Genomic DNA, 26,643 nt, shown 5'->3' on the forward strand with positions numbered 1-26,643 from the left:
TTTTTCCCGTTGCCCCTGATCGATTCGCTATGGATCGACGACAGTTCCTCGCAGCATCGACCGTCGGACTCACAGCGGCAGTGGCGGGCTGTGTGGGAAGCTCGCTCAGCAACGGCGACCCTGGCTCAGGCTCGGCGACGAACGAGAGCGCTGGACGCGGAGAGATTACCGTCAGCGCCAACGGCGAGGTCCAGACGGAGCCGGACCAGGCAATCGTTACTATCGGCGTCGAGGCGAGCGGTGAAAGCGCCGATGCCGTCACCGACGAATTGGCGGCCGGAGCTAAACAGCTCCGTACGACGTTTGAACGGCTTGGCATCGCCGAAGAGAACGTCGAGGAAGGTCAGTTCAGTATTTCCCCTATCCGCAAGCGCAGTGCCGAGGGGTTCAGGGGAACGCACACGTTCGAGGTGACCCTCACCGACGTCGACCGCGTCGGTGACGTCATCGACGCGGCGATCGAATCTGGCGCCGACGATGTCGGGTACGTGAACTTCACGCTTCGGGAGGAGACGCAATCCGAACTGCGAAAGGAGGCGCTCGACGCGGCGCTGGCCAATGCCGACGAAGAGGCGGCGTACATCGCCGACAATCGTGAGATCGAGCTTCAGGGGACGACAGCCGTCACGACCGGCGACGTGTCGGTGAATCCGGTTCGTCGCGAAACAACGGCGGGCGCCGACGCTGCAGGTGAGGAGGCACCGCCGACGGAAATCGATGCAGAACCCGTCAGCGTAACCGCCAGCGTGACGGTCACGTACTCGTTCGCCGCATGACCACTCGATACTCGCGACCAGTACAGTGCCGTTCGTGGTCGTGATGGTGGCCCGGTAGGTATTCGGCTTGCCAGCGATCGATCGACTGTAGATTTTGGTCGCTCCCGTCTATAATCGGACAACCATCGGTCGGTGCGTGGCCCGGCGACGGGCCTGGCGACCCGTGTCGGCTGAGTCAGGTCGCCAGACCGCTGTTCGATCGCGACCGTTGTCTTCGTCGTGGTGGGCGGTGGTCCCGCGGCTGTGTCGTCGCCGTCTCCACCACGCGTACAGGTCTACACGGAAACGAAGATGGTAGACTCGGATGCAGGTGTCGGATGTAGAAGCCGCCCCTCAGATCGCGACCGTCACACGCGAGTGCGACTCTCAGTCGTCGGCGGGAACCGCCCGCTCGTTCTCTCGCCTGGAAGCCATGGCGAGAACGTCGTCAAAGAAGTCGAGAGTGTCTTCGGGACCGGGATTCGCTTCGGGGTGATACTGGCGAGTGATGACGTCGTACTCGATGCCGTCGATCCCTTCCGGCGTGTCGTCGTTGACGTTGATCTGGGTGACCTCGAGGTGGTCGCCGGGGTCGGCGACGGTGTAACCGTGATTCTGGGTGGTCATCACGACCTGTCCGGATTCGAGATCGAGAACGGGCTGGTTGACGCCGCGGTGGCCGAACGTCATCTTCTCGGTGGAACCGCCAAGCGCCTCGGCGACGATCTGCTGGCCGAGACAGATGCCGGCGACGGGCGTGTCCTCGACGAACGCCTCGACGAGTCCGATTGCATCCTCGAAGTTGACCGGGTCGCCGGGACCGTTCGAAATGAACAGCACGTCCGGGTCGATGGCCTCGACGTTGGCAACGGGCGCGTCGTGAGGAAAGACGTGAACCTTCGCATCTCGCTCGAGCAGCGAGTCGATGATCGATCCCTTCGCGCCGCAGTCGATCAGGGCGACCGTCTCGCCGTCGTTGTCCGCGCCGTAGACGGTCGGTTCGTCGACGCTGACCTGCGCCCCGATGTCGGTGTGGTCGCTCATCGCCTTGCACTGCCCGAGCTCTGCCAGTGCATCCTCCTCGGTGACGTCTTCGCCGACGGCGATTCCACACTTCATCGCGCCGCCGTCGCGGATGTCCGTGACGACTTCGCGGGTGTCGAGGTGGTCGACGGCCGGAACGCCCTCGTTCTCGAGCCATTCCGCGACGTCTTCGGTGAGTTCCTTCGCGAGGACGGCACGCGGGTGGACGCGGTCGTCCTCGAACCGCTCTTCTCGGACGCCGTAGTTTCCGATCAGCGGGTACGAAAAGGTCAGGACCTGCTCCTCGTAGGACGGATCGGTCAGACTTTCCTCGTAACCCGTATACGCTGTTGTGAAAACGAGTTCACCGCGAGCCGTTCCCGACGCACGACCACGACCCTCGAGTACGTGGCCGCCTTCGAGTGCGACGTAGGCTTCCGTCATTACGATCTACGTATCGTTTGTACCATCATAAGTGTTGTCTTCGAAGCTCAGTTACGATTTTCGTAATCGGTAAGTGCGAGTCGTGCGTAGGTACGCATCTCCATGGACGACCTGGACCGACAAATCCTCGATATCCTCCGTCGAGACGCCCGAACGCCGTACACCGAGATCGCAAGCGAGGTCGGGACGAGCGAGGGAACCGTTCGCAATCGCGTCGAGCGCATGATGGATGACGACGTCATCGAACGCTTTACCATCTCGACCCGGACGGGGAACGTTCAGGCGATGCTCGAGATCGGCGTCGCAGTCGACGTCGACACAAAGGCGGTCTCCGAGCGGATGGCGGAGTGGGCGGAAGTCGACTTCGTCTGGATGGTCTCGGGCGAACAAGACATCGTCCTCGTCGTCGACGCGGCGGACACGCGCGGGGTCAACGACCTCATCACGAAGGCCCGCGATCAGGAGGAGGTCGTGAGTACGAAGACGCGGCTGATTCTAGACGAGGAACTCGGGTAAAGGTGGCCCCAACGTCGGTACGGGTTGTGACTACGGTGACTCGAGTCGCCGCAGTGTTCCCACGCGATTAGAAGTGCTTCGAGGCTTTTTGAACGAAGGGACGTATCTCCAGGCGATGACCTTCGAGGAAAGTTACGATAATCGAAACGTGCCACCGACGGGCGCCGATAATCCGGTAGATTCGGACCCGAGTTCGATGCCAGCCGACGGGTACGAAACGGTATTTCATGCCGTCCAAGAGGCCGTCTTTCTAGTCGAGGTCGAACGAACAGGGGGTGACCTCGCGTTTAGATACGGACGCATCAACCCGGCCTACGAAGCGATCATTGGTCTGACCGAGGCGGAGGTTCGCGGAAAAACGCTGCGGGAGGTGTTCGAGGGAGATATTGAGAACAACGGTTTCGATAGCTATCGAGCGTGCGTCGAAGAAGGGGAACCGACCGAATTCACCGCGAGGCTGCCGTTTCCCGCTGGCAACCGAACGGTCGAGACGAAGCTCACGCCGACCGAGTCGAACGGGCCGGTGAGACGGATCGTCGGCATCGCTCGTGACGTCACCGAACAGGAAGCAGCGAAACGAGAGCTGGGCCGGGAACGTGACCTCCTCGCAAAAGCCGAGGATCTCGCCGCTGTCGGTGTGTGGGAACTCGACCTCCGAACGGACGAATTTCAGTGGACCGAGGGAACGAGGGCGATTTTTGGCGTCGATGATGGATACGATCCGACCCTTTTGGAGGTGATCGAATTCTTTCATCCTGCCGATCAAAACACGATTCGATCGTTCGTCGACTCGTGCAAGACGGACGGAGACCCGTTCGACGAAGTGTTGCGCCTCACCACGGCTGACGGGACTGACCGATGGGTCCGGACGGTCGGGGAATCGGTTACGAAAGACGGAGCAATCGTCGCGTTACGTGGCGCGATCCAGGATATCACGGATCAAAAGGAACGCGAGCGAGAGCTGCAACTCTTTCGAAAAGCAGTTGAACAGGCCGGCCACGGGATCGTCATCACGGATCGCAGCGGAACGATCGAATACGTCAATCCGGCGTACGAACGAGACACTGGATACGATCGGACCGAGGCCGTCGAACGGAACCCGAGCATCGTCAAATCGGGAAAGCACGGCGATGCGTTCTACGAAGAGCTGTGGGGGACGATCCTCTCAGGAGACGTCTGGGAAAGCGAACTTATCAACCGGCGCAAATCCGGAGAGCTGTACCACGTCGACCAGACGATCGCGCCGATCACGGATGCTGCCGGTGAGATTACGCACTTCGTGGCAATCGAGTCCGATATAACGGAGCAGCGACTGCGCGAACAGCGACTGAGCGTCCACAATCGGATCCTTCGACACAACATCCGAAACGGGATGAACGTCATCAAAGGGAATGCGTCGCGCCTGCGGACGGCGTCCACCGACGACAACCCCCACGAAGCCGTGACGGCGATCGAAGAACAAGCGGTGGATCTGCTCAAAATCAGCGAAAACGCCGCCGCCGTGCGGGACCTGTTCCAGCGTGGGGGAGACGGCGACGCCTCCTGTGACGTCGGAGCGATGGTATCGAAACTCGCGTCTGACTTCGAAGCGCAGTACCCGGATGCCGCGATCACGGTGGATGCTCCAGACTCCGTCCTCGTACAGGCCGACAACCGAGTAGAGATGGCAATCCGAGAAGCGGTACACAATGCCGTCAGCCACAACGACCAACCCGTCCCCGAAGTGACCGTCAGGGTCACCCCGCCCGAAGCGAACGACACCGATCACTGGATCGATATCGCCATCGCCGATAACGGCCCCGGAATCCCGGAGGAAGAACAACCGATGCTCGAGCTGGGTCACGAGACACCGCTCGTCCATGGGTCGGGTCTCGAGTTGTGGCTCATGTACTGGGTAGCGAAAAACGCTGGGGGCGAAATGCGAATCAGCGAGAACGAGCCACGGGGCAGCATCGTCACGCTTCGCATCCCGACGGCAGCGACGTAGCCAATCGGTCCGCGTTCAGGCGGCGTCCCGCGGGTGTCGCTGTCCCAGTCGATGCTGGAACTCCAGCCGAACTCGACTCCTGCTCGCAACTGCGGTCGAACGGGCCCGACGGCACGGAACAGTCGAAGCGTTCGACGGTGGCGGTGTTCGAACCCGTGACGAACACGAACGGAATCGGTTCGCGACAGCTCGGACACGAGAAACGCACCGTCGTCGATTCGTCGCCCAGTTTGCGGTCACTCGCCGCGTGATCGCCGTGCTCGGCACAGAACGTACGGACAGCTTGCTCTTCGCCAGAACACCCGATCAGTCTCCAGCCACTGACGTTCCCCCCGGAGCGTCGGCGAATTCGGCGACGACGAACAGCGTGACGACAGATGCCGCGAGGGCGACACCGGCGACGGCGAAGAACGCCGCTTTGACGCCGACCCACTGGATGATGTAGCCGAAGGCTGGTGGCGCAATCGAACTCCCGAGCATCATGCCGATAGTGACGATGGCAAAGCTCTTCGCGACGGTGCCCCGATCGGCGAGCCGTTCGGTCAGTTCGTCTCGAGCAGGCCCAGCCATGCTTCGTACGGCACCTAACACGAGGAACAACCCGATTGCGACCGTTACGGGGACGAGGCGTGCTGCGATGAGTCCGACCAGAGCCGTGAAACCGAGGAAGCTGACGACGAGGACCCGGCCGCCGCCGAACCGGTCGGTGAGGTAGCCGCCGAGGAGGATGGCACCCGCCCCGACGACGAACAGCCCCGTCAGCGTCAGGTTTGCGAGACCGAGAGATAGTCCGTAGACGTCCGTCAGAAACACGACGGCGTAGGAGGTCACCCCCCAGTTGGCGGTCGACGCGAACAGCGCGAGGACCGCCAGCGCGAGGATTCCCGGTTCGGAGACGAGCGCCCGGAGCTCCGAACGGATGCGGACGGGCAGTGGATCGTCTGTCGCCGACGGTTCGACGTTCGGCGCAGAGATCTCGTCGTCGACACACCGGGCGAAGACGGCCGTAATGAGTATCGCGTACGCGAGACCGATCAGACCCAACGTGGCGATGGCGTGACGCCACGTCAATCCCGGAATAGAGATGATCGCCGTGATGAAGACCGGCGGCGTCGCGAACCCGAGGCTGCCGCCGAAGTTGTACACGGCAAACGCGCGACCGCGCGTGTCTTCTGTCGTCGCGTCGGACAGCAACGGATAGTGGGCGGGGTGATGGCCGGCGACGCCGATACCGAGGACGATCTGACCGACGAGGAGTACGGGAAAACTGGTTGCGAGCGCCGTGACGATAGCGCCAACGGCTCCCAACACCGACGAGAGTCCGAGTGCGATCGTCCGATCGTAGTGGTCTCCCAGATATCCGAACGGAAGTTGGAACGCGGTGTTTACCAGCGCTTGCGCGCCAAGAGCCACCCCCAGTATCGCGATGGAAACGTCGAGGTCCGAAGAGAGGAGCGGGAGGATGGGCGGGAGGAGGACGAGAAACGCGTGATTGGCGAACTGCGAGCCGCTGATCAGCCCGACGACCAGCGCCGTCTGCCTCGGGACGGACGCGACCGCGTCACGAACTCGGCGAAACGGCATAGCCGGTATCGCCGGACGAACGGCTTAAACGCTGCCCCTCCCGTACTCCCTGGCGGCTTCTGCCTCCGGGATCGGGTGACAGGGCCCGCTTTCGCTGTCAGCTCCTGTCTCTGAGACCGAGGGAGCTCCTGCCGAAGACGGCTCGATACCGGAGCAGTCTGCTGTAATCGCCGAACTCCGTGCCGACGACGCGGGCCGATACGGAACTGGCCACCGTTTCGTGTCCCGATCGGATGGGGATTGCACGCTCGAGGTATGTGACGGATTTTCGAGAGACTGTGCAGCAGCTGTTGAGCGACTGCTGTGGCTGGTACGGGTGGCGATGGTCGGTAGCGGGACGAGCGTTCACTCGCCACGGGGACGGACATAGCACGGGATAGAATTCGCGTTTGTCGTCCAGTCGGTACGATCTCCCGTGCAACAATGTGAACGTGGATATCACCCATATCACCCCTATATTATATGGAAGGCCGCCGTGGGTTGCACGAGTCGGGCTCGATAGCTGCTGTGGGCAATCCAGAGTAGCACAAACGACACGGTCTCATGCACATGGGCTCGTATCGCAGGGACCTTCGGCCTGCCAGGGCCGATCACGATATATACCTGACGCCGGTGACCGAACCCAGTCGATACACAGCAGTGATCATGACCAGGAGGTGAGTTTCGGTGGCAACAAAACGCCTCAAAGAACGAATCGGCAGACGGTTTTCGTCGATTCTTCCGGTGGTAGAATGGCTTCCGCGATACGACACGTCGTGGCTCCGACTGGACGTCGTCGCGGGAATCACCGTCGCGGCGTCGGTCATTCCCGAAGGGTTAGCGTACGCGTCGCTGGCGAACCTGCCACCTGAGACCGGCTTGTACGCCGGTTTGATGGCCGTCATCGCCTACTTTTTCCTGGGCACTTCTCGGCAAGTCATCATGGGACCGACCTCAGCACTGGCAATCTTGCTCGCCAGTAGCGTCGGGGCTGTCGCGGGCGGAACAACCGCCTCCTACGCGTCGCTCGTTATTGTGACGACGATCCTCGTGGGCGTCTTCGCAGTTATCGCGTGGGCATTTCGGTTGGGGTTTCTCGTCCATTTCATCTCAGGATCAGTGCTCACGGGGTTTTCCGCCGGAGCGGCGCTGTACATCATGTCCACCCAATTCAACAAGCTGTTCGGTATCGAGAGCAACACGTCGGGTACCTTCTTCGGACAGACGTTCTTTGGGCGAATCTGGGACACCGGAACCCACCTCGCTCAGACGAACCCCGAGACCCTGGCCGTCGGCGGTGTCGGCATCGTGTTGCTCGTCCTCGGAGAACGGTACGTGCCGCGTGCACCGAACGCGCTCGTCGTCGTCGTCCTCTCTATCGTGCTCGTATCGGTCACGAATCTACAGGCCCGCGGTGTCGACATCGTCGGGTCGATTCCGAGCGGTCTCCCCTCGCTGACAGTGCCGACGATCCCCGGCATTTCGACGGTGAGTTCCCTCGTCCCCGTTGCTGGCGCGTTGTTCCTTCTTTCGTACGTCGAAGGTATCAGTGCAATCGAGACGTTTGCCAGACGTCACGACTACCGGACCGATGCCAATCAGGAGTTGCTAGCCGATGGCGTCGCCAACCTCGCTGCCGGCTTCGGTGGCGGATTCGTCGTCGGTGGAAGTATGTCTCGGTCGGCGCTCAACGACGCCGTCGGCGCCAAGACACAACTCACGAACGCCGTCGTCGCTCTCGTTCTCGTCGTCGTCTTGCTCTTTCTCACCGACGTGTTCACGCTCCTCCCGGAAACGATTCTCGCAGCGATCGTTATCGTTGCTGTTACAGGCCTTATCGACACGAGCGCGATCCGCCAACTGTACCGCGTGAGTACGGGCGAGTTTTCCATCGCAATGTCAGCCTTGCTCGGGGTGCTCACAGTGGGATTGCTCTGGGGCGTCTTCGTCGGCGTCGTCCTCTCGTTGCTGGTCTCGATTTCTCGCGTTAGTCGCCCGTCGACACACGAACTCGGTCGGATCGCCGGGACGGATCATTTCGTCTCTCTGGATTCGTATCCGGCAGCGACGACCATCACGGACGTGTTCGTCTACCGCGTCGACGCCGAACTGTTCTACGCGAACGCGGATCGGGTTCGGGCTGACATCCTCGACCGACTCGCGAAACGCGATTCTGACGTCGAACTGGTCGTCTTCGACCTCGCCTCGTCGCCGACGGTCGACTTCGGAGCCGCACAAATGCTGGCGGAATTGCAACAGAAACTCGAGTCACGGGGGGTCGATCTCCGTTTTGCGGGGGCGGACGCCGAAGTCGTACAGATGTTCGAAACGACGGGACTCGCGGCGAAGGTTGGCGACACGAAACCCGAGAAACCGGTCGAGGACGTCATCGACCGCTGGAGAGCGGAACGATCGTCCTAGGTGGTTGGATTCGGTTTTTCATCGGAACTGCAGTGTGCTGGCACGAATCATCTGCGTCTGAAACTGTGTCCCTTCTGGTGGTCCCATCAGTGCGACGGCAAAATCACAGACGTACTGACCGTCGACGGTCGATCGGCGCCTACGACGGCGACCGGGCCTTGAGAAAGACGAGCACGATCCGAGCCACATGCGGCGAGTTCTCACCTGTCGGCGGACTGCAAACTCGGATCGCTCGTTCCGTCGGTGGTGACCGTGCCGAAAACGGGGATCGAACGCCCAATCGAAAACGCCTCGACAGTACCAGCCCGCAAAGAGGTGTCAACATGGACCAACCTATATGGTGCTTTGGAAGCGAACCGTCCAATCGAGAATGTCGGGCTACAACTGCGTCCACGTCAACGACATCGATCTGTACTATCAGGATGTCGGTACCGGAACGCCGGTCGCTTTTCTTCACGGCTTCGGGACAATCACCTGTCCTGGTTCCAGCAAATGCCGTATTACGCCGACCGCTACCGGTGTCTCGCACCAGATCAACGACTGTTTGGCCGCTCCACCGACACGTCCGACGGTCCCGGAGTGGACTCGTACGGAGCCGACCTCACCGCGCTCCTCGATCACCTCGAGATAGCCATCGTAGCGGTGGTCGGACACTCGATGGAGGTGGCCCGCTGTTTCGTTCGCCTCTCAGCACCCAGACCGCACCGCCGCACTGGTTCTGTCCGGAACCCCTGGTGACCTCCTTCCACCCGATGAGCATCTCAGCCTGATCGAGGAAGCGGAGGGCTCTCTCCCCGAAATCGATCCGCTCACCGCTGAGTTGTCGTTCCTGTCGGACGCGATCGCGGATCTGAATACGGATCGCCCGCCGGAGTTCACTGACGGACGGCCGACGCTCGAGGGACTGCCGATCGATCCGAGCAGTCTCGTCGCGGCGGCGGTTCCCGCGTACCTCATCGCGGGCGAAGCCGATCGGTTCATGCCTCGAGCGGCTATCGAGGCGGTGGCCGAGCGCCTCGAAGGACCTGATTACGCCATCGTGAGCGGCGCTGGCCACTCGCCGAACTTCGAACGACCGGAGAGGTTCAATCGACTTGTCGGTGACTTTCTCGACGAAAATAGCTCGTTCTGATACGTCACCGGCAGCGCGGCGAATTTCGATCGAACCGTCTGGCTCTGTCGACCCTCCCAATCGATGATCGACTTTCGAAACCGTGTCGAATACGAGGCGCAACCGTCGTACCCAGCAGTGGTCGGTATCGAGGACAGCTATTCGTCGGGGATAGAAAAACAGCGCGCGTCTCGATGACGGAACGTTCATCTGGCGGTCGGGGCTGTCGTTCCATCGATACCTCCTAAGTCATCGTCGCTCCGTACGACTGGGCACCGGTGCGAGTGTGGTGGAGGAAGTCGAGTTCACGAATCGAGTCACCCGCTGTCGCGTGCGGACGAACGCGCCGTCTGCACACTCGAGACGCCGTCTGCACACTCGAGACGCCGTCTGCACACTCGAGACGAGAAGAACGCCGCTCCCTGAGAAGCGACTGCGATCGCAATCGATCACCGGCCGTCAGTCCTCCCCCGGCGGCCGTCCGACGCCGGGTGTCGGCTTTTCGAGCGCGTCGATCACGTGCTTGCGGTCGTGGATCGCTCTGTACCCACGTCGCAGTAACCGGTCGTGCCACGACCGGTAGACGCGTGCATTCACCCGACCGTCGCGGATCGCGTCGACGACCGCCCCGGGCGTGAGCTGATCGGCCTCGATCACCGTGTACGCTCGTCCAACCTCGAACGGGTAGTGAGCGTCGCTGCCGCCGACCAGTGGAAGGTCGCGCTCCGCGGCCAGTTCCTCGACGAGCGGCCGCGATCGGGGGTGTTTCCCGTTCACCTCGATCGCGTCGAAGGGAACGTCGTCGAGTTCCCTGACCGAACTGTTTCGAAACGGGTGTGCGACGATCGCGGCGCAGTCACGGTCGTGTGCCAGTGCGACTGCCTCGTTCGGAGAGAGCGCCCCGGGCTTCGTCGCTTCGGGCGGGTTGGGCCCGACGACGAGGACGTGACCGCGGTCAGTCGTAATTTCGATACCAGGTAGCGGTTCGACGCCCGAGGATGAATCGAACGCCGTGTAGTAATCGTGATTGGTCGTCGCGACTCCGTCGAGACCGCGCCTGGCGGCCATCGCCGTGAGCAGGCGGACGCCAAGCGGGTCGAACCGATCACCGAGTGCTCGGTGTCCGTGGAAGAAACGCGTGTGTGCGTGTAAATCGACGGTGTACACGGAAACGCATACGCCGGCCAGGCCCTTTTGTCCTCGGCTGGCGTTATCCAGAGCATGCAATCGGAGGGGTCGACCGACGGTCGGGTCGGCGACCGCGTTCTCGTCCTCAATCCCGTCAGCGGCAGCGGGGACCACGTCAAGGAGGTAGTCGAGCGGGGAACCGAACACGGTTTCGAGATTCGAAAAACGGAGGAAGACGGCGATGCGAGCCGGCTAGCCCGCGAGGCCGCTCCCGACGCGGACCTCATCGCCGCAGCCGGCGGGGACGGGACGCTCAACGGAGTCGTCAACGGACTCGCCGCCGCTGGCGAACTCGAGACGACGACCCTCGCCGTGATCCCGGCGGGAACTGGAAACAACTTCGCGACGAACATCGGTATCCAGGGAATCGGACACGCATTTACCGTCATCGAAGCGGGAAGGCGGCGGTCGATCGACGTCGGGATCGCGAACGATCGCATCTTCCTCAATTCCTGCATCGGCGGCATTACCGCCGAAGCAAGCAGCAAGACGACGCCGGAGAGCAAGGCGAATCTCGGCGTTCTCGCGTACGTCAAGAACACCTTCGAGACGATGGGGTCGTTCGATTCGCTCCCGCTCCGAGTGGAAACGGCTCGAGGACCGAACGGGGAACGAACCCGGGCCTGGGAAGGGAGAGCCATGTTCGTCCTGATCGGGAACTGTCGACGGTTTACCGGCGCGCGAACGGCGCAGGCCAACGTCGAAGACGGCTTGCTCGAGGTGACCATCGTCGAAGATGCCGCGGCCACGGACCTCCTCGGCGATGCGGCCATGCAGACGTTGTTCGGACGCGATAGCAATTACATCGTTCGCCGACGAGCGCCGTCGCTTGCGATCGAGAGCAGACGGGATTCCGTCGAGTACAGCCTCGACGGCGAGATGCTCAAAACCGAAACACTGCGCATCGAGACGATCTCACGATCGCTCAGGATCGCCGTCGGCGACGATTACCAGCCCGATCCGGACGACGGATTGCTTCCGTAACCGCAATACGTCGTTCGCATCCGATTTGCCACGACCGTACGATCCGGCTCACTGAAGGCGATCGACAGCCGCCGATGCGGGTCTCTCGCGCTTGCACGTGCCGAGCTAGCGATCGATTTCGACTGGTCGTTCGATGCGGCAGTTCGATCGAACCCGGAAATTTCCGGGTATCGATTCGAAACGGTCGAGACGAGACGATACTGGTTTCAAGAGTCGTTGTGATTGTTCGGGTATGAGCACTCCCCAGGAGGACCTACAACACGAAAATGCGGGACAGGACGTGATCGCCGTCGACGCTGACGACACCGAACTCGAGTTGGTCAACCGACTCGAGGCCCACACCGGCGACGGCATCCGCCACCGCGCGTTTACTTCGCTCGTCTTCGACGGTGAGGGGAACATTTTGCTCGCCCAGCGCGCGCCGGACAAGCGCCTCTGGGGGACTTACTGGGACGGCACCGTTGCCTCCCATCCGGTCGAGGGCCAGACTCAGGAGGAGGCGACTCGAGAGCGCCTCGAGGAGGAACTGGGAATTACGCCCGCCCAGTACGACGACCTGCAGTTGACCGATCGATTCGAGTACAAGCGCTACTTCGAAAACGAAGGCGTCGAACACGAGGTCTGTGCCGTCCTCAAACTGACGCTGTCCGACCGAAGTCTCGAGCCAAACGAGGAGGAAGTCGCCGGATGGATGTGGGTTCCCTACGAGCGACTTCACGCGCACCCGGAGTGGTACCGCCAACTTCGACTCTGCCCGTGGTTCGAGATCGCCATGCGCCGAGACACCCAGTAACGACCAACACCAGAGGTGTCGACCAGCGAACGGCTCGATAGACCACTCGGGACGGAACGCCTTTGTAGCTGGATATCGCCAGTATGGTTCATTCAGGTCCCTCGCGGGCACGAACAGAGAGTTTCGACCTGGCGTTCGTCCCACGAGAGATCCGCGTTTCGAGACTGAACACTGTCAAGAAACAGTACACGAACGAGAGGTTTATGAGGGAGTGTCCACACATGCAGAATAGACTGCGATGGTCACTGGTACGTTCAGGCGTCTTCTTCGGGGGAGCAGTATCACCTCGTCTGTGGGGTCGACCGCCGCAGGAACGGTGGCGGGGTCGGAGCCATCGCTCGAGACGATAGACGCTACTGACGAGTCGCTCGACGTCTGTCTGTTGAGCTATCGGTCGAACCCGTACTCGGGGGGGCAGGGAGTCTACGTAAAATATCTGAGCAGGGCGTTGACCGATCTCGGCCACTCCGTCGACGTGATATCGGGAAAGCCCTATCCGAACCTCGACGACGACGTTAGTCTGGTAAAACTGCCAGGCGAGAACGTCGTCGACGAACTCGATCGAATCGGACAGTTCGAACTGTCGTACCTTCGTGACCCACTTGCCCTCTACGAGTGGCTGAGTGCCCTCACCGGCGGCTTCCCGGACCCGTATACGTTCGGCCGCCGCGTCGTCGATTACTTCGAGGAACACCAGCCGGAGTACGACGTCGTTCACGACAATCAGTCGCTCTGTCACGGGCTCCGTACGCTTCACGAGCGCGGTCACCCGGTCGTGGCGACCGTCCACCATCCGATCACGGTCGACCGGAAGGCCGCACTCGCCGCAGCCGACAACTGGAAAGAGCGCCTGCTAATCCGCCGGTGGTACCGGTTTCTCGAGATGCAACGAGACGTCGTCAGGGATCTGCCACACGTCCTGACCGTCTCTCAATCGGCCAGGCGCCACACCATCTCGGACTTCGATGCGGACCCGGACGCGATCAGCGTCGTTCACAACGGCATCGATACGGAACTGTTCGAACCCCGTGAGCGCCCTCGTGACCGTCCGCGCATCATGACCACCGTCAGTGCCGACGTCCCTTTGAAGGGAGGTCGCTACCTGCTCGAAGCGTTCGCGACCGTTCGCGAGGATATCGACGCCGAACTCGTCGTCGTTGGCGAATTCGACGACGGTGGCGACTGTGACCGATTGATTTCTGAGCTTGGAGTCGAAGACGCGATCGAAACCCACAGCGAAATCAGCTACGATCGGATGGTCGACCTCTACGGGACCGCTGACGTCGCCGTCGTTCCCTCGCTGTACGAGGGCTTTGGCCTTCCCGCAGGCGAGGCGCTGGCCTGTGGTGTTCCGGTCGTCGCTACCACCGGCGGCGGGCTCCCTGAAGTGGTCGGCGACGCCGGCGTCCTCGTCGAGCCGGGAGATTCGGGGGCGCTTGCCACCGCCATCCGAGACCTGCTCGCGGACGACGAGCGCCGCCGTCGGCTCGGCGAACGCGGACGACAGCGCATCATCGACGAGTTCGACTGGGAGCGGGCCGCCCGCGAGACCGTCCGGACGTATCAGACGGCCATCGAAACGCAGGAACAGGGGGTCTGAGATGGAGACGATCGATTTCGACCGCCTCACGCTTACCCCGGGGATGCGCGTCCTCGACGTCGGATGCGGCGAGGGGCGACACGTCCACGCCGCCGCCCTCGAGAACGTCGCCGAAGTCGTCGGACTGGATCTCGGACTGGACAACCTCGCGGCTGCCCGTGACGATTACGACGAGTACGTCGCCGGGGCGACCGACGTTCCGGTCACGTTCTGTGCCGGAGACGCGCTGCGGCTCCCGTTCGAAGACGGAACATTCGACGTCGTTCTCTGTACCGAGGTTCTCGAGCACCTCCCCGACTACGAGGGGGCGATCGACGAACTTCGACGGGTCTGTACCTCGGGTGGCACGTTGGCGGTGAGCGTGCCACGAGCCGTCCCCGAGCGGATCTGCTGGGCGCTGTCGGACGAGTATCATCAGGTAGAGGGCGGCCACGTCCGCATCTTCGACCGCGAAGAGTTGCGGGCTGCGATCGAAGGTCGCGGATTCCGACGGGTCGACGGCCACTTTGCTCACGCGTTGCATGCCCCCTACTGGTGGCTGAAGTGCCTCTGGTGGGACCGCGACGACCGCGGCGACCCGCCATTCCTGCTTCGGGCCTACGATCGCTTTCTCGAGTGGGACGTCCTGGAGTCGCCGCGTCCGGTTCGATTGCTCGAGCGGGCGCTCGATCCCCTGGTCGGCAAGAGCGTCGTCTACTACTTCCGACTGGAGGGACCACCGTGAGCGACGCATCCGGTCGACAGTCGCTCACCGCCTGGGAACTCGAGCCCGCGGTAGACTACATCGAACGCGTTCAGCGATCGGACGGGCTCGTCCTCTGGTATCCCGATGGTCCCGCCGACCCTTGGGACCACGTCGAGAGCGCGATGGGGCTGTCGGTTGCCGGCCGGCACGAGGCTGCCCGTCGTGCGTACCGCTGGGTGGCGGAGGCACAGCACGACGACGGGGCGATGTGGGCAACGTACGGCGACTCGGAGGACGGCGACGGGTCTCACGCCGGCGACGAACCGCGCAAGGAGACCCATCGCAGCGCCTACGTCGCCGTCGGCGTCTGGCACCACTACCGCTGTACCGGCGACCGGTCGTTTCTCGAGGTGCTGTGGCCGACAGTTCGCGACGCTCTCGGGTTCGCGTGTCGCCAGCAGGCACCAACTGGCGAAATTTACTGGACGGTCGGGGCCGACGGCGAGGTGTACGAAGACGCGCTCGTTTCCGGGTGCGCTTCGATCTACAAGAGTCTTGCCTGCGGCGCGGCGGTTGCCGACGAACTCGGCCATTCCGATGACCGGGACCGATGGCTCGAGGCCCGTACCCGCCTCGGCGAGGCGATTCGCTCGCGCCCGGACCGATTCGACCGTACGTGGGAGAGCAAGTCGCGGTACGCGATGGACTGGTTCTATCCCGTTCTCTGTGGCGTACTGACCGACGATCCGGCCCGTCGGCGACTCGAGGCCGGGATGGATCGGTTTCTCGAAGCGGGACTGGGGTGTCGCTGCGTCGACGACGAGCCCTGGGTTACCGTGGCCGAGTCCTGCGAACTCGTCGTTTCGCTGGCCGCAGTCGGCCGGGCGGAGCGGGCTCGGGAGATCTACGAGTGGCTCTTTCGGTGGACCGACGACGGCGGCATCTTCTGGACCGGGTATCAGTTCGAAGACGAGGAGTTCTGGCCGGGCGAGCGCCCGACGTGGACGAGTGGGGCGGCGCTGCTGGCCGCGGACGCGTTGTCGGGACTCTCGCCGGCCTGGGATCTATTCCTCGAATCACTTTTCGAATGACCGCCTCTCAGCGGATACACAGAGAGGCTCTTCGGACGTGTCAGGGTCAGTGATCCGGAAGGTATCCACCGTTGCCGGTTCACAATAGGCAATCGCTGCTATCATCGACTCGCGTCGTTCCAGCCGGTTTCGACCCCGTTGTAAGCAACCCACACAGGATGAGTAGCACTCGAGAGCATTCGGGAGGAAAACATCCCGCCGAAAGCAAAGAACGGCAATACTCGAAACACGCGCAATGGCGGATTCGACTTTTGATTCTTCGCCGCGACGACCTCCAAGACCTGCCGACGTAGCAATCGTTAGCCGGTCGTGTTTCCGCCGGTCTGGTTGCCGGTCGTGTTTCCGCCGGTCTGGTTGCCGGTCATGTTCCCGCCGGTTTCGTTGCCGGTCTCATTTCCGGTTTCGTTGCCAGTCTCGTTCCCGCCGCCCCCTCCGCCACCTTCGACTTGAATGTCGCCGATCATCGTACTCGGATGGATCTGGCAGATGTACGTGACCATCTCACTGGTGGGCTCGAACTCGAGCCACTGATCTTCGGGTTCGGTGACGACTTCCGTCTGCAGGTCGTCGATGACCTCGTCATTTTCGTCGCGGATTTCGATGTTGTGCTGGGCGCCGTCGCCTGTCGTCCAGCCCATCTCGTACGTTTCTCCCGCCTGAAGGATGAGCGTCGGATTCTCCATCTCCGCGATCGAATCGGGTGCGATGCCGAGCCAACCGGACGTCTGGCCGTCAAACTCGATCTGTGTACCGGGATCGATCTCCACGCCGCCGTTACCGCCGGTACCGCCGTTACCGCCGTTGCCACCGTTTCCGCCGCCACCGCATCCGGCGACGACCGCTGTCGACGTCGCTATACCTGTCAACTTGAGCATCCGCCGTCGGGAGACACGCTCGTTTTGTGCCATTGCTCACATTTAGCTGCCGCCACGAATAGTCGAACACCCGTCTAATGCATGGGAATCAAACCAGATCAGATGATCAATATGCATATATGAACGCTGTTCGATAGCGGTCACAGAGTCGATGACCAGTACGGATGGAGGCTCATCACGGTAGCCACCTCCTTTCGGCCGAAATAGATGGCTGTAAATTCGACGGACGTCACCCGGGAAGGGGACATCCCACCAATGGGGGTTTCCCAACTGGACAAATCCATATGGGAAGAAACCGCACGGGTTCCGGAGACGGAAGCAGGGTGAAGGCGTTTGCACGTAATGCCGGGGCGACTATCACAACGGTATCATCGGATTCATCGAGTACCGACCGGAGGTGATCCCGTCCGTATAAGCGGTTGTCTTCCCGCGATACTCGATCAGGGTCTGAACGGACATGATGACAGAGAAGGTCACCTCGAGCGACGCTCCAGTCGCGTTCACTCGCGTTTTTGGATCTTCCAATTCAACCGTCAGACTAGGACCGTCGAATCGGAGATCGGAGCGGGGATACGATCGTCTTTGAGACCGCTTTCGATGACGTCGTTCAGGTAGGTTTCCAGCCGACCCGTGCACTAGCTCATCGACTGATGGATTGACCACGGAAATGTCAGCAAAAGCGTGCGACTATACCCAGACGATCGACGGTCGTCGGCCGTGAATTGGATTACCAGGGCTCGATTCCCGGCGCAGTCCGGCCACTGCTTCGGACGCGGGGTTTTGTCGAGCGTGGCCTCTCACTTTTGCACCCCGAACAATCGCTCACGGAGGGACCGCCGAGAGGGTCGTTCGGCCATTATGACAGAACAGTCGACCTGGTCGACGACATCGACCACGGACGAGCCTCGTAGCATTCGCGAAAGGAGACCGCGTCCAGTCGCTCCGAGGATGACCATCGAGCAATCCTCGGCCGCTTCGGCGATAGCGGTGTTCACGCTACCGGTCTCGACGCGCAGCGTCGCATCGTCGAGCCCGTTCTCTGTGGCCCACTCCTCGAGGAATTCCGTCCCCGCTGCTTCATCGTCGCTGACGTTCAGCAGTGTAATTTCGGACCCGAAGACGTTTTGGAAGTCCCTCGCTAACTCCGCCGAAAGATCCGAGGATGGACCGCCTGCGGTCGGAACGAGGATGTGCTCGGCGTCGAACCCGCGGTTTCTGAGCGCGACGAAATCCCCGACGACTCGAGAGATTCGGGAATCCGGTCGCCGATCGGCAACTGCATCCAACGTCCTGGCCGACGTGCTGTCATTCCTCGTTCAGTTCCAGCTCCTCCGCGTCGAGTTCGCCCTCGAGATAGTCACGGCCTCGGTCCGTGATCTGGTATCGTCCATCCGCTATTTTTTCCACAAGACCATGCTCTGTGAACTCGGAAAGACGATTTGAGACGTGCGGGCGAGTCATATCTAGATTGTAAGCGATTATCGCAGGGGATTGTACTGCAAGAATCTCGGGGTCACCTACGGCTTCGAGGATACGGAAATCTTCACGCGACATCCAACTTGGTCGTTCTCGAATCGACACGATTAGGCGCGAATACTCGTGCTGGGATCATTATTGTCATTAACCAAATACTATACCGTAATTCTTGATTACGATTCCGTAATCAGATTTAAGTACTATCCGGACCTGAGAGCCTATAACGGAGGCCAGATGAATCCACGACTACCCAAATCAGTCCTGAAAAGCGGACCCGGTGCCTGAACACCGGCCCGCGTGGCTTCTGTTACCCACTGAAAGCCATGCCAGACGACGAGACGCGGGGTCTTGAAATCCTCGCTCGAGCAGACGCATCGCCCGCGAACCACCGACCGAGAGACGGCTGCCGCGCCTGGATCGAACTCACCGGTTTTCAGCGCGACTGTCTCGAGGCCCTCGCTCGGCGCGAGCGCGACGGCCGCCCGTGTTATCCGTCGGGAATCGCGTGGACTCTCGTGCGCCGGTATCCCCGCGTCAGCCGCGCTCGGCTCGAACCGGCCTTGCGGGCGCTCTGCAGGCGCGGCCTCGTCGCCGCAGGCGAGGAATCACCCGAGTACGACGGCCCGGACCGCCCCGCGACTGCCTACCGACTCACGGGTGCCGGGAACGCGCTTCTCATCCAGCGCGCCGAACGGCTCGCCGCCCTCTGCGAACTCCGGGGTGTCGTGGTGGGCGGTGGAGCGAAACCGACCGATTGCGGCGACGCTGGGGGAGAACCGGCCGCTCGAGGAGCGGACGATCGAACCGACTGATCGGAACTCGAGGCGACTTTCACTCCCAGAATGCGGCGTTTCCCAGACAGTAGAAAAAACCGACCCACCCGATGAAGAGGCCGCCGATTATCACCAGGAAATCCGCCAGTTGGGTGCCGACGATGAAGTCGTACCCGATACCGATCGTCAACAAAACGAGTGAAACGCCGATCAGGATATGACAGCGTCGTTCGGCTTTCGGATCCATACGCGTTTGTATCTCGATCTACGGTAAATAGCCTATCTCACGAGCTGATGAGTTCGATGGCCGATGACGTATCCATCCCCCAGCACCCGGCTGCAACCGTTCCACGGCATCCGGCTCACGACCGCGCAATCCCCGTATCACAGACCACACACGACTGAAGCCCGTTCGTGTCCGAGAAGCGATCGAACAGCGCAGAGAGCCGGACGTCGTGGCTCGCGAGCACGCCGCCCGCCTCGAGATGGGCCAGCGCGGTCTCGTACTCGAAGCGCATGTGGGGCAGCCGATGGTCCGAATCGTGGAGGAACAGGTCGACGGGGCCGATGCGCTCGAGCAGGTCGGGTAACACCTCCCGCGCATCGCCCCGGTGGAAATGCCAGCGGTCGCGACACCGGTCGGGGATCAGGTGGCCGTACTCGAACGGGCCGGGCGGACCGCCAGGAAGGTCCACCGAGTGAAGCGTTCCGCCGCCGTTTTCGACCATCGCGGCGAGGATGTGCGCGTCGAACGAGCCGTAGAGGACGCCGGTTTCCACGGCGGTCTCGATCCCCAGCGCGCGACAGACGACGTAGAGGGTGACGCCGTCGCGCCAGTGGGTGGTGCCGGTGGCGACTCCCGCGTCGTGGACGTCGGCGACGCGGTCGGCGTAGGTATCGTGAAACCACTCGAGGGACTCGTACTCGCGTTCGTACCCTCGCAGTTCGGCGACCGACGCCGGCAGGATCTCGGCCAGTCTGTCGGCCCGGTCGCGGGTCTCGCGGCCGTAGTCGAGTCGGCGGCGTTCGAGTCCCAGCCGGGCCTTCCGAAACGCGTAGATCGCGTCTCGGACGGCGTTCGTATCCGTCATCGGTACCCAAGCGCCTCGAGGCGAGAGTCGATGTCGTCACTATCGCTCGTATCGGTCTCGTGGATGCCGTCGGGAAGAACGGGGTCGGCGGTTCCCAGATCCTGACCCTTGCGGACCACCCAGGGAACCCGCCGGATTGCAGGGACCGGCGTCCCGGGTGGATGCGACCAGACGCCGAACTCACCGAGGCCGTTCCCGTGATCGCTCGTCATCGCGACGGTACCATCGCAGTTCGTAAGCAGGCGCACCAGATCGTCGAGGACCCACTCGAGGTTGTCCCGGTACGCTCCCCAGACCGCCTCGAACGAGAGGTCGCCGTCGCGGAGGCGCAGCCAGGGATCGTTCGTGGAATCGCCGTCATCCTCCGCTTCGGCTTCGGCGAGCGCCTCGAGTGCTTCGCGTTCTTCGGGCAGGAGATCCTCTATATCGAGGTCGTCGTCGTCGCCGTTACCATCGGCGAACTGGCCCCAGTGTTCGATGTCAGCCGAGCCGAAGAACCACTCCGCTCGCGACCGGAAGGGTGCGTGGGGTTGCATGTAGTGGACGATGACACGGTCGACGCCCAGTGTCTCGCGCTCGTTCCAGATGGCGATCGCAGCGTCGGTCAACGGCTCGGGCGGGATCGTCGAAATGTCGTCGTCGACCCAGTCGTCCCGCCAGGCTTCGTGGAAGACGGCGAAATCGTCGCTCGTCAACGGGAGGACGTCGTCGGAGGTCACGAGAAGGTGATCACAGGGCTGCGATGAAAACGGATTGCCGGTCACGTAGGCGGTCCGCGACATCACCTCGCGATACTGTGGATCGAACGTTCGGTCCATCCACTCGGCGGACTGCGATCCGACAGACCAGAGCGATCCAACCGTCTCGGGATCGGGAAGCGCCTCGTGACCTGCCGTCGCAACCTCCCGCATGAGATCGAGACGGCAGCCGTCGAGCACACAACAGATGTCCCACTCGCGCTCCCAGATTGGCGTCGCTGGAAGGAATCGCGAAAGGGCGGCCCCGAGACGGCCAGTCACTATCTTCCCGGGTAGCGTCACAAAGTCCATCGGCGTCTGTTCCTGTGTGGGTTCTACACGCGGTTCTGTTAGAAGCTTTTGATCCAACAGTTACCTATCACGACCAACGGATACTGACGCGTTCGAACTCTTCGGCTTCGCTGTGCCGTCCGCCGGATTCCGTTGCGAGTAACTCGCAAGTATGCCACACGGTAACAAGGCTTATTACATCGCTGTTCGTAGCGTTGTTTGAGGACCGACGAAACAGGTCCGTGTGACGAAATGAGTTCCTCACCACCGAAAGCAGAAACGTACGAAGTCACGCTCTCTAGAGACGAACAATGGGTCGTCCACCACGTCCTGTCGAACCGCGTCGATGACGCTCTCGACGCCGACGAGGCCCCGCCGGAGTGGGTTCTCGAAGTACTCGAGGCGATCGAGACGGGGGGCGACACGGACAGGATCACCGGCTCGCAGACTGATCACCTCTATGATGCGATGACAGCGTACGTCGACCGTGAGGAGACGCCGGACCGTGACGTCAATGACGGATCGGCCGTTCTCGCTCGACTCGAAGAGATCCGCAGTGGACGGGCCTAGTGGTTGCGGCCGGGCGTAGCATTTCGATTGCGGTGTTGGCGATCGGTACGGTTCTGCGTCGTCTTTCTCGCGTGTTTCTCAGGGCCGCGTCGTCGCCCAGACAGCCGTAATCGCGAGTACGGCGGCGGGGGCCAGCGGCAGGATGAGGAGTGCGAACCGATACCCTTCTGCACCAGGTGGGACGAAGAAGATGGCGGCTGGAACGACGAGAAACGCAAAGACGATCACGGCGACGAGCAGCCACCCGCGCCAGTCGAACTCGCGGTCGGCCGTCTCGGGATGAGGGGACTCACTCCCGGGGTCGCTGTTACCCGGCTCACCGGACTTTTCCGTGCCATCCGTTTCGGCGTCGAATCCCGATGGAGTATGGACGTAGCCGCCGTCGTCGCTCGGACTCACTAGTCGACCGTTTCGGGCGCGCAGTGAAAGCCCTCACGGTTCCACAGCCGGCACTCGTCGACGAAATACAGGGGGCGCTTTCCCGTGGCGATCGGGACGTCGATCCGACGCGGCGATCGGGTACCACAGACCGATTCCCCGGATCGCACGAAGTGACGAAGACCCGCTACAGTTCGCTATCCGGGCGGACGACGACTTTGCCGAACCCTTCTCGATTCTCGATTATCTCGTGGGCGCGCTGGGACTCGCTCATCGGCAGGTCCTCGCGAATCGCCGGCTCGAAGGTGCCGTCCCAGACGAGCTCCATCACATCATCGACCTGATCGGGCGTGGCCATCGTCGAGCCGATGATCTCGAGTTGATTCCAGAAGATACGGGGAATGTCCGTCTCGGGATTGCCGCCGGCGGTGCCGCCGCACGTAACGAGACGGCCACCTTTGGTGAGGCTCGCGAGCGAGTTTTGCCAGGTCGGCGCACCGACGTGTTCGACGACCACGTCGACGCCGCGGCCGTCGGTTTCGGATCGAACCCAGTCCGCGAAGTCCTCTTCCTCGTAGTTACAGACGTGATCCGCACCGTGTTCGCGGGCGTAGTCGAGCTTTTCCTCCGTGCTGCCGGTCGCGTACACTTCCGCGCCTGCGTAATCGGCGATCTGGAGGGCGGCGTGGCCGACCCCGCCACTCGCACCCAGGACGAGGACCGACTCACCAGCTTCGAGGTCTGCGCGTTCGATTAGCATCCGCCAGGCGGTCTGGAAGACGAGACAACTCGAGCCGGCGACCTCCCAATCGACGTCCTCCGGAACCGGAATCAAGTTATCCGCCGGAATCGCAGCGTACTCGGCGTGAATACCCGGAACGTGTTCGCCGATGATGTGATAGTGCGGGTCGAGCGTCGGGTCGTCCTTTCGCAGATCGCCGACGCCAGCCGAGAGCGCGACGCGATCACCTGCTTCGAATCGTGTCACGCCCTCGCCGACTTCCTCCACGATACCCGCACCGTCGCTGCCCGGGATGTGTGGCATCTCGAGGTCGAGCCCCGGCATTCCTCGTCGTGTCCAGATATCCAGGTGATTAAGCGCAGCCGCCTTGATGTCGACCAGAACCTCGTCTCGTCCCACTTCGGGATCGGGATACTCGCCGTACTCCAGGACGTCGGTGTCGCCGTGCTCCGTGACTTTGACTGCTTGCATATGGTGAGCAACGGAAACGCCGTCTATAACAGTTGGGCAATCTACTGACGGTGCTTTTTTCAGCCAGTATTTTATTTGCTGGTCATCGAACACGGTATATGGCCGAATCGGACGCGAACGAGAGCGACGACCCTTCCGAGGGGACGCTCTGTACCGGCGTCGTTACTATCTCGTCGGACCGTGGCCTCGAGGACGATCCCGCCGGATCGGCAATCGCCGATGCGCTCGAGACTGCTGGGAGTGAAATTACGGTGCGTGAACACGTCAACTCGGACTACGACCAGATCCAGTCGATCGTCTCCCGACTCATCGATCGAGACGACGTCGACGTCGTCATCACAGCCGGTGGGACGGGCGTCGAACCGACCGATGATACCATCGAGGCGGTCGAACCGCTACTGGAGAAAGAACTGACCGCCTTCGGGGACCTGATTACTACACTGTCCTACGAGCAGATCGGGACGCGAGTCGTCACCGTCCGAACGCTTTCGGGTGTCGCCGAGGGAACGGCGATATTCTGTCTACCCGGTATCGTCGAAACGGTCGAACTCGCGCTGAACGAAATCATCCTCGTGGAAGGGACGACGATCGTCGAACGCTTGCGGGGCGATGGGCCGAACGCAGCGGCCGATCCGGACGCCGAACCGAACGATGTCGACGCGGCGGACCGGGACCCGTAAGCGCCGCGCGAGTGCGGGTACGGTCGACGACCGTTCTGGCCGGTTCCCGCCCGGTCGGTCCTCGAGTTCGGACTCGTCTGGCGAGCCCATACGACGGGAAGAAACCGTATGGCGGCGAGGCCGGGAGGGCGGTGGCAGTGGTGGACACTCGACGGGAGACGGCGGGAACGAGAAACCGCCGAAAGAGAGGTGAATACCCGCCGCCCATCGCTACCTCGTTAGCCGGGCGCAATGGTATCTCCGCGGGGCCGACAGTAAGCACGGAATCCGCGGGCGCAATGGTATCTCCGCGGGGCCGACAGTAAGCACGGAATCCGCGGCTGCGGTCAGTCACGGGTTCGTCAGTCCATCGCGATGTACGTCTGCGTGTCCTCGATGCCGTCGATAGCTTGTATTCGGGTGGCGGCGATCTCTTTGACTTCCGCGGGCGTTTCGACCCGGGCTTTCGCGATCAGGTCGACATCCCCTGCGACGATGTGGACAGACTGTACGCCCGCGATAGATTCGATGCTGTCTTTGAGTCGATCCGCCTCGCCCGTATTTGCTTTGATCATAACGAATGCCGTGACCATCAGTTGACACCTCCAGTGTCGGTATCCGTGTCGAATTCCGTCGTTACGGAATCGGTGCCCGCGTTTGCGTCCGCTCGACCGGCCGTCTCGCCTACCAGCAACTGGCGTACCTCGCTGAGAACGTCGAAATCCGTGAGGACGACGAGTCGGTCGCCGTCCTCGAGCGTGAGATCGGCGTTTGGAATGCCAAGCGGCTGGTCGCGTTTGCCGAACGCGAGGACGGTCGCGTCGGCGGGCAACTGCAGTTCGCTGATCGTGTACCCGTTGACGGGGGCTGAGTCTGTTATCGTGAGCTCGACGACCTGCAGAGACGGTGCGATGTCTGCGATAGCGCGGATCGTTCCGCCGAGCATAGCGTTTTTCGCGCCGATCGCGCCGAGGCGCTCGGGGTAAACTACCTCGTCGACCTGATCGGCATACTCGCGGTAGATACCTTCGCGATAGGCTTCGTCGATTCGCATTACCGTCCGACAGCCGTAGTGACTGGCTATCATACAGGCCGTGAAGTTAACGTTGAGATCGCCGGTCAACGCCCCGACGGCGTCTGCCTGTGTGACGCCGGCTTCCTCGAGAACGGCTTCGCGAGAGCCGTCTCCTTCGACGACGGTGAATTCCTGATTTCGGGCGCGTCTGATCCTCCTATCGTCACGTTCGATCAGCGACACCTCGTGGCCCTCGTCACGGACGACGCGTGCTGTGCGCAGTCCGACTCGTCCAGCCCCGATAATCACGAACCGCATGGACAGGGATACGCTCGCACGGGTGAATAAGTTTGCCCCAGCGTACCATGGTAAAAGTTCGAACGGCACCGCTCGAGAGACGACGAAGTGGGAGGCCGCCGGGTTACCGGCCGAAGCGGCTGTGACCGGGTAGATTATCCCATCGCAATGTAGGTCTTCGTGTCGGTGACACCGCTGAGTCCTTGCATGCTCGAGGAAACCGTCTGGAGCACATCGTAGACTTCCGGCGCGTTGACCTCCGCGATAATGTCGTAGTTACCAGCGACGATGTGGGCGTCGGCGACCAACTCGAGGTCGCCGATTTCCGCGAGAAGGCCCTCGGATTTTCCGGCGGCCGTTTTCACCATGATGAACGCGTGGACCATCGGCGGTGTGGTACACTCTATCATGACTAAAGCCTTTGCCCGATCCCGGGTCGTGTGACTTCGATTATTCGTTCGCCGGTGTCGATGACGGTTCTCTCATCTCTGAGACGGCTGCCGCCAGTGCATCGGTCACTGCTTCGAGAACCGCGTCCGGCGGCCGGGTTGCGTCGACGCGGACGAATCGGTCGGGATCGCGCTCGATCAACCGCTCGTAGTTGTCGCGAACAGATGCGAGGTATTCGGCCCGCTCGAACTTGTTCGTCGTCCCCCGCACGCGTTGCGGCCGTTTCGGGATCCAGATCGAGGTAAATCGTCAGCGCCGGTTCGATCGAGAACGGCCGGGGGACGTCGACGACATACTCGAGCGGATCAGCGATCCCGTGGCCATCAACCGCCTCGAGGGTCGCGCCCTGATGGCGAACGGGAGTCGGAGTAGCGATCGGAGAGGACGAGGTCGCCGGCAACTACGCCATCATCGCAGAAGTGGATTCGCCGGATATCTACGACGTCCTCGAGACCGTTTCGGCGGACATGCAGAGCCTCGATGGGGCCACGGAGGCGAAGACCTCCATCGCGATGGGATACCTGCGCCGTCCGTACGCGTTCGATTCTCGGCTCACGTCGCTGGTGGTGTGTTCTCGGCTCACGTCGCTGGCGGTGTGTTCTCGGCTCACGTCGCTGGCGGTGTGTTCGCCCAACACTGAGAGCGGCAGCGACGGGG

27 protein-coding genes and 2 pseudogenes are annotated in these 26,643 nt (G+C 62.0%); 15 read left to right on the forward strand and 14 right to left on the reverse strand.

The window, feature by feature from the left end; translation table 11 throughout:
- Positions 1 to 29: 29 nt before the first annotated feature.
- A complete protein-coding gene (locus HYG82_RS40670; protein ID WP_179263873.1) occupies positions 30 to 776 on the forward strand; it encodes an SIMPL domain-containing protein in 747 nt (248 codons plus the stop codon).
- 366 nt (positions 777 to 1,142) lie between these two features.
- On the opposite strand, the gene carA is transcribed toward HYG82_RS40670, so the two are convergent.
- Positions 1,143 to 2,222 (reverse strand): glutamine-hydrolyzing carbamoyl-phosphate synthase small subunit, encoded by a 1,080-nt coding sequence (carA, locus tag HYG82_RS40675; RefSeq protein WP_179263882.1) that lies wholly within the window; start codon positions 2,220 to 2,222, stop codon positions 1,143 to 1,145.
- Between the two features lie 102 nt (positions 2,223 to 2,324).
- Here carA and HYG82_RS40680 point away from each other — a divergent pair, with 102 nt between their 5' ends.
- Complete coding sequence (locus HYG82_RS40680; RefSeq protein WP_179263884.1) at positions 2,325 to 2,738, forward strand: Lrp/AsnC family transcriptional regulator; 414 nt, start codon at positions 2,325 to 2,327, stop codon at positions 2,736 to 2,738.
- Positions 2,739 to 2,853: 115 nt separating this feature from the next.
- Positions 2,854 to 4,725: a sensor histidine kinase gene (locus HYG82_RS40685; protein WP_179264662.1), complete on the forward strand. Its 1,872-nt coding sequence runs from the start codon at positions 2,854 to 2,856 to the stop codon at positions 4,723 to 4,725.
- A 306-nt stretch (positions 4,726 to 5,031) separates the two neighbouring features.
- Here the strand turns inward: HYG82_RS40685 and HYG82_RS40690 are convergent, their stop codons facing one another.
- Positions 5,032 to 6,309 carry an MFS transporter gene (locus HYG82_RS40690; protein WP_179263886.1) on the reverse strand — a complete coding sequence of 426 codons (1,278 nt, stop codon included), beginning with the start codon at positions 6,307 to 6,309 and terminating at the stop codon, positions 5,032 to 5,034.
- A 666-nt stretch (positions 6,310 to 6,975) separates the two neighbouring features.
- Between HYG82_RS40690 and HYG82_RS40695 the strand changes: the two genes are divergently transcribed.
- The 3 genes from HYG82_RS40695 to HYG82_RS40700 all read left to right on the forward strand — a co-directional run bounded on the left by HYG82_RS40695 (position 6,976) and on the right by HYG82_RS40700 (position 9,841).
- Positions 6,976 to 8,709: a SulP family inorganic anion transporter gene (locus HYG82_RS40695; RefSeq protein ID WP_235217764.1), complete on the forward strand. Its 1,734-nt coding sequence runs from the start codon at positions 6,976 to 6,978 to the stop codon at positions 8,707 to 8,709.
- A gap of 315 nt (positions 8,710 to 9,024) precedes the next feature.
- Positions 9,025 to 9,447, forward strand: coding sequence for an alpha/beta fold hydrolase (locus HYG82_RS44740; protein ID WP_425495427.1), 423 nt, complete (start codon positions 9,025 to 9,027; stop codon positions 9,445 to 9,447).
- The gene (locus HYG82_RS40700; RefSeq protein WP_284145042.1) at positions 9,428 to 9,841 is read left to right on the forward strand and encodes an alpha/beta fold hydrolase; all 414 of its coding nucleotides are present in this window, start codon (positions 9,428 to 9,430) and stop codon (positions 9,839 to 9,841) included. Before HYG82_RS44740 ends, HYG82_RS40700 begins: the two co-directional genes overlap by 20 nt.
- A 438-nt stretch (positions 9,842 to 10,279) precedes the next feature.
- Here HYG82_RS40700 and HYG82_RS40705 read toward each other — a convergent pair whose 3' ends face one another.
- Positions 10,280 to 10,987 carry a PHP domain-containing protein gene (locus HYG82_RS40705; RefSeq protein WP_179263890.1) on the reverse strand — a complete coding sequence of 236 codons (708 nt, stop codon included), beginning with the start codon at positions 10,985 to 10,987 and terminating at the stop codon, positions 10,280 to 10,282.
- Between the two features lie 54 nt (positions 10,988 to 11,041).
- Between HYG82_RS40705 and HYG82_RS40710 the strand changes: the two genes are divergently transcribed.
- From HYG82_RS40710 to HYG82_RS40730, 5 genes are all read left to right on the forward strand, one after another.
- Positions 11,042 to 11,992: a diacylglycerol/lipid kinase family protein gene (locus tag HYG82_RS40710; RefSeq protein ID WP_179263892.1), complete on the forward strand. Its 951-nt coding sequence runs from the start codon at positions 11,042 to 11,044 to the stop codon at positions 11,990 to 11,992.
- 232 nt (positions 11,993 to 12,224) lie between these two features.
- Complete coding sequence (locus HYG82_RS40715; RefSeq protein ID WP_179263894.1) at positions 12,225 to 12,785, forward strand: NUDIX hydrolase; 561 nt, start codon at positions 12,225 to 12,227, stop codon at positions 12,783 to 12,785.
- A gap of 238 nt (positions 12,786 to 13,023) precedes the next feature.
- Positions 13,024 to 14,385, forward strand: a complete 1,362-nt coding sequence (locus tag HYG82_RS40720; RefSeq protein ID WP_179263896.1) for a glycosyltransferase family 4 protein — start codon at positions 13,024 to 13,026, stop codon at positions 14,383 to 14,385.
- A gap of 1 nt (position 14,386) precedes the next feature.
- Entirely contained in the window at positions 14,387 to 15,109 is a 723-nt protein-coding gene (locus HYG82_RS40725; protein WP_179263898.1) for a class I SAM-dependent methyltransferase, read from the forward strand.
- Complete coding sequence (locus HYG82_RS40730; RefSeq protein ID WP_179263900.1) at positions 15,106 to 16,161, forward strand: glucosidase family protein; 1,056 nt, start codon at positions 15,106 to 15,108, stop codon at positions 16,159 to 16,161. The genes HYG82_RS40725 and HYG82_RS40730 overlap by 4 nt, the downstream gene beginning before the upstream one ends.
- 299 nt (positions 16,162 to 16,460) lie before the next feature.
- Here the strand turns inward: HYG82_RS40730 and HYG82_RS40735 are convergent, their stop codons facing one another.
- Positions 16,461 to 17,036, reverse strand: coding sequence for a cupredoxin domain-containing protein (locus HYG82_RS40735; RefSeq protein ID WP_179264668.1), 576 nt, complete (start codon positions 17,034 to 17,036; stop codon positions 16,461 to 16,463).
- A 797-nt stretch (positions 17,037 to 17,833) separates the two neighbouring features.
- Entirely contained in the window at positions 17,834 to 18,322 is a 489-nt protein-coding gene (locus HYG82_RS40740) for a universal stress protein (RefSeq protein ID WP_179263902.1), read from the reverse strand.
- Positions 18,323 to 18,835: 513 nt separating this feature from the next.
- Here HYG82_RS40740 and HYG82_RS40750 point away from each other — a divergent pair.
- Positions 18,836 to 19,324 carry a PadR family transcriptional regulator gene (locus HYG82_RS40750; RefSeq protein WP_179263904.1) on the forward strand — a complete coding sequence of 163 codons (489 nt, stop codon included), beginning with the start codon at positions 18,836 to 18,838 and terminating at the stop codon, positions 19,322 to 19,324.
- 19 nt (positions 19,325 to 19,343) lie between these two features.
- On the opposite strand, the gene HYG82_RS40755 is transcribed toward HYG82_RS40750, so the two are convergent.
- The 3 genes from HYG82_RS40755 to HYG82_RS40765 form a co-directional block, all read right to left on the reverse strand.
- Entirely contained in the window at positions 19,344 to 19,532 is a 189-nt protein-coding gene (locus tag HYG82_RS40755) for a hypothetical protein (RefSeq protein WP_179263906.1), read from the reverse strand.
- Between the two features lie 115 nt (positions 19,533 to 19,647).
- A complete protein-coding gene (locus HYG82_RS40760; RefSeq protein WP_179263908.1) occupies positions 19,648 to 20,376 on the reverse strand; it encodes a class I SAM-dependent methyltransferase in 729 nt (242 codons plus the stop codon).
- Positions 20,373 to 21,425 carry a hypothetical protein gene (locus HYG82_RS40765; RefSeq protein ID WP_179263910.1) on the reverse strand — a complete coding sequence of 351 codons (1,053 nt, stop codon included), beginning with the start codon at positions 21,423 to 21,425 and terminating at the stop codon, positions 20,373 to 20,375. Before HYG82_RS40765 ends, HYG82_RS40760 begins: the two co-directional genes overlap by 4 nt.
- 231 nt (positions 21,426 to 21,656) lie before the next feature.
- Here HYG82_RS40765 and HYG82_RS40770 point away from each other — a divergent pair, with 231 nt between their 5' ends.
- Complete coding sequence (locus HYG82_RS40770) at positions 21,657 to 21,974, forward strand: DUF7853 family protein (protein ID WP_179263912.1); 318 nt, start codon at positions 21,657 to 21,659, stop codon at positions 21,972 to 21,974.
- 78 nt (positions 21,975 to 22,052) lie between these two features.
- Here the strand turns inward: HYG82_RS40770 and HYG82_RS40775 are convergent, their stop codons facing one another.
- Together HYG82_RS40775 and HYG82_RS40780 are read right to left on the reverse strand one after the other, a co-directional pair.
- Positions 22,053 to 22,373: a DUF7977 family protein gene (locus HYG82_RS40775; protein WP_179263914.1), complete on the reverse strand. Its 321-nt coding sequence runs from the start codon at positions 22,371 to 22,373 to the stop codon at positions 22,053 to 22,055.
- A gap of 166 nt (positions 22,374 to 22,539) precedes the next feature.
- A complete protein-coding gene (locus tag HYG82_RS40780; RefSeq protein ID WP_179263917.1) occupies positions 22,540 to 23,565 on the reverse strand; it encodes a zinc-binding dehydrogenase in 1,026 nt (341 codons plus the stop codon).
- 98 nt (positions 23,566 to 23,663) lie between these two features.
- Here HYG82_RS40780 and HYG82_RS40785 point away from each other — a divergent pair, with 98 nt between their 5' ends.
- Positions 23,664 to 24,245, forward strand: coding sequence for a MogA/MoaB family molybdenum cofactor biosynthesis protein (locus tag HYG82_RS40785; RefSeq protein ID WP_179263919.1), 582 nt, complete (start codon positions 23,664 to 23,666; stop codon positions 24,243 to 24,245).
- Between the two features lie 341 nt (positions 24,246 to 24,586).
- Here HYG82_RS40785 and HYG82_RS40790 read toward each other — a convergent pair whose 3' ends face one another.
- The 4 genes and pseudogenes from HYG82_RS40790 to HYG82_RS40805 form a co-directional block, all read right to left on the reverse strand.
- Entirely contained in the window at positions 24,587 to 24,817 is a 231-nt protein-coding gene (locus tag HYG82_RS40790; RefSeq protein WP_179263921.1) for an Lrp/AsnC family transcriptional regulator, read from the reverse strand.
- Positions 24,817 to 25,557 carry a potassium channel family protein gene (locus tag HYG82_RS40795; protein WP_179263924.1) on the reverse strand — a complete coding sequence of 247 codons (741 nt, stop codon included), beginning with the start codon at positions 25,555 to 25,557 and terminating at the stop codon, positions 24,817 to 24,819. Before HYG82_RS40795 ends, HYG82_RS40790 begins: the two co-directional genes overlap by 1 nt.
- Positions 25,558 to 25,691: 134 nt before the next feature.
- Positions 25,692 to 25,922 carry an Lrp/AsnC ligand binding domain-containing protein gene (locus HYG82_RS40800; RefSeq protein ID WP_179264672.1) on the reverse strand — a complete coding sequence of 77 codons (231 nt, stop codon included), beginning with the start codon at positions 25,920 to 25,922 and terminating at the stop codon, positions 25,692 to 25,694.
- A gap of 64 nt (positions 25,923 to 25,986) precedes the next feature.
- A pseudogene (locus HYG82_RS40805) lies at positions 25,987 to 26,381 on the reverse strand (dTMP kinase); the annotation flags it as partial.
- On the opposite strand from HYG82_RS40805, the pseudogene HYG82_RS40810 reads away from it, so the two are divergent.
- Positions 26,376 to 26,504, forward strand: a pseudogene (locus HYG82_RS40810) (Lrp/AsnC family transcriptional regulator); the annotation flags it as partial. The pseudogenes HYG82_RS40805 and HYG82_RS40810 overlap by 6 nt on opposite strands.
- Positions 26,505 to 26,643: the final 139 nt, after the last annotated feature.

The organism is Natrinema halophilum (genome assembly GCF_013402815.2).
GTDB classification, from domain to species: Archaea; Halobacteriota; Halobacteria; order Halobacteriales; family Natrialbaceae; genus Natrinema; species Natrinema halophilum.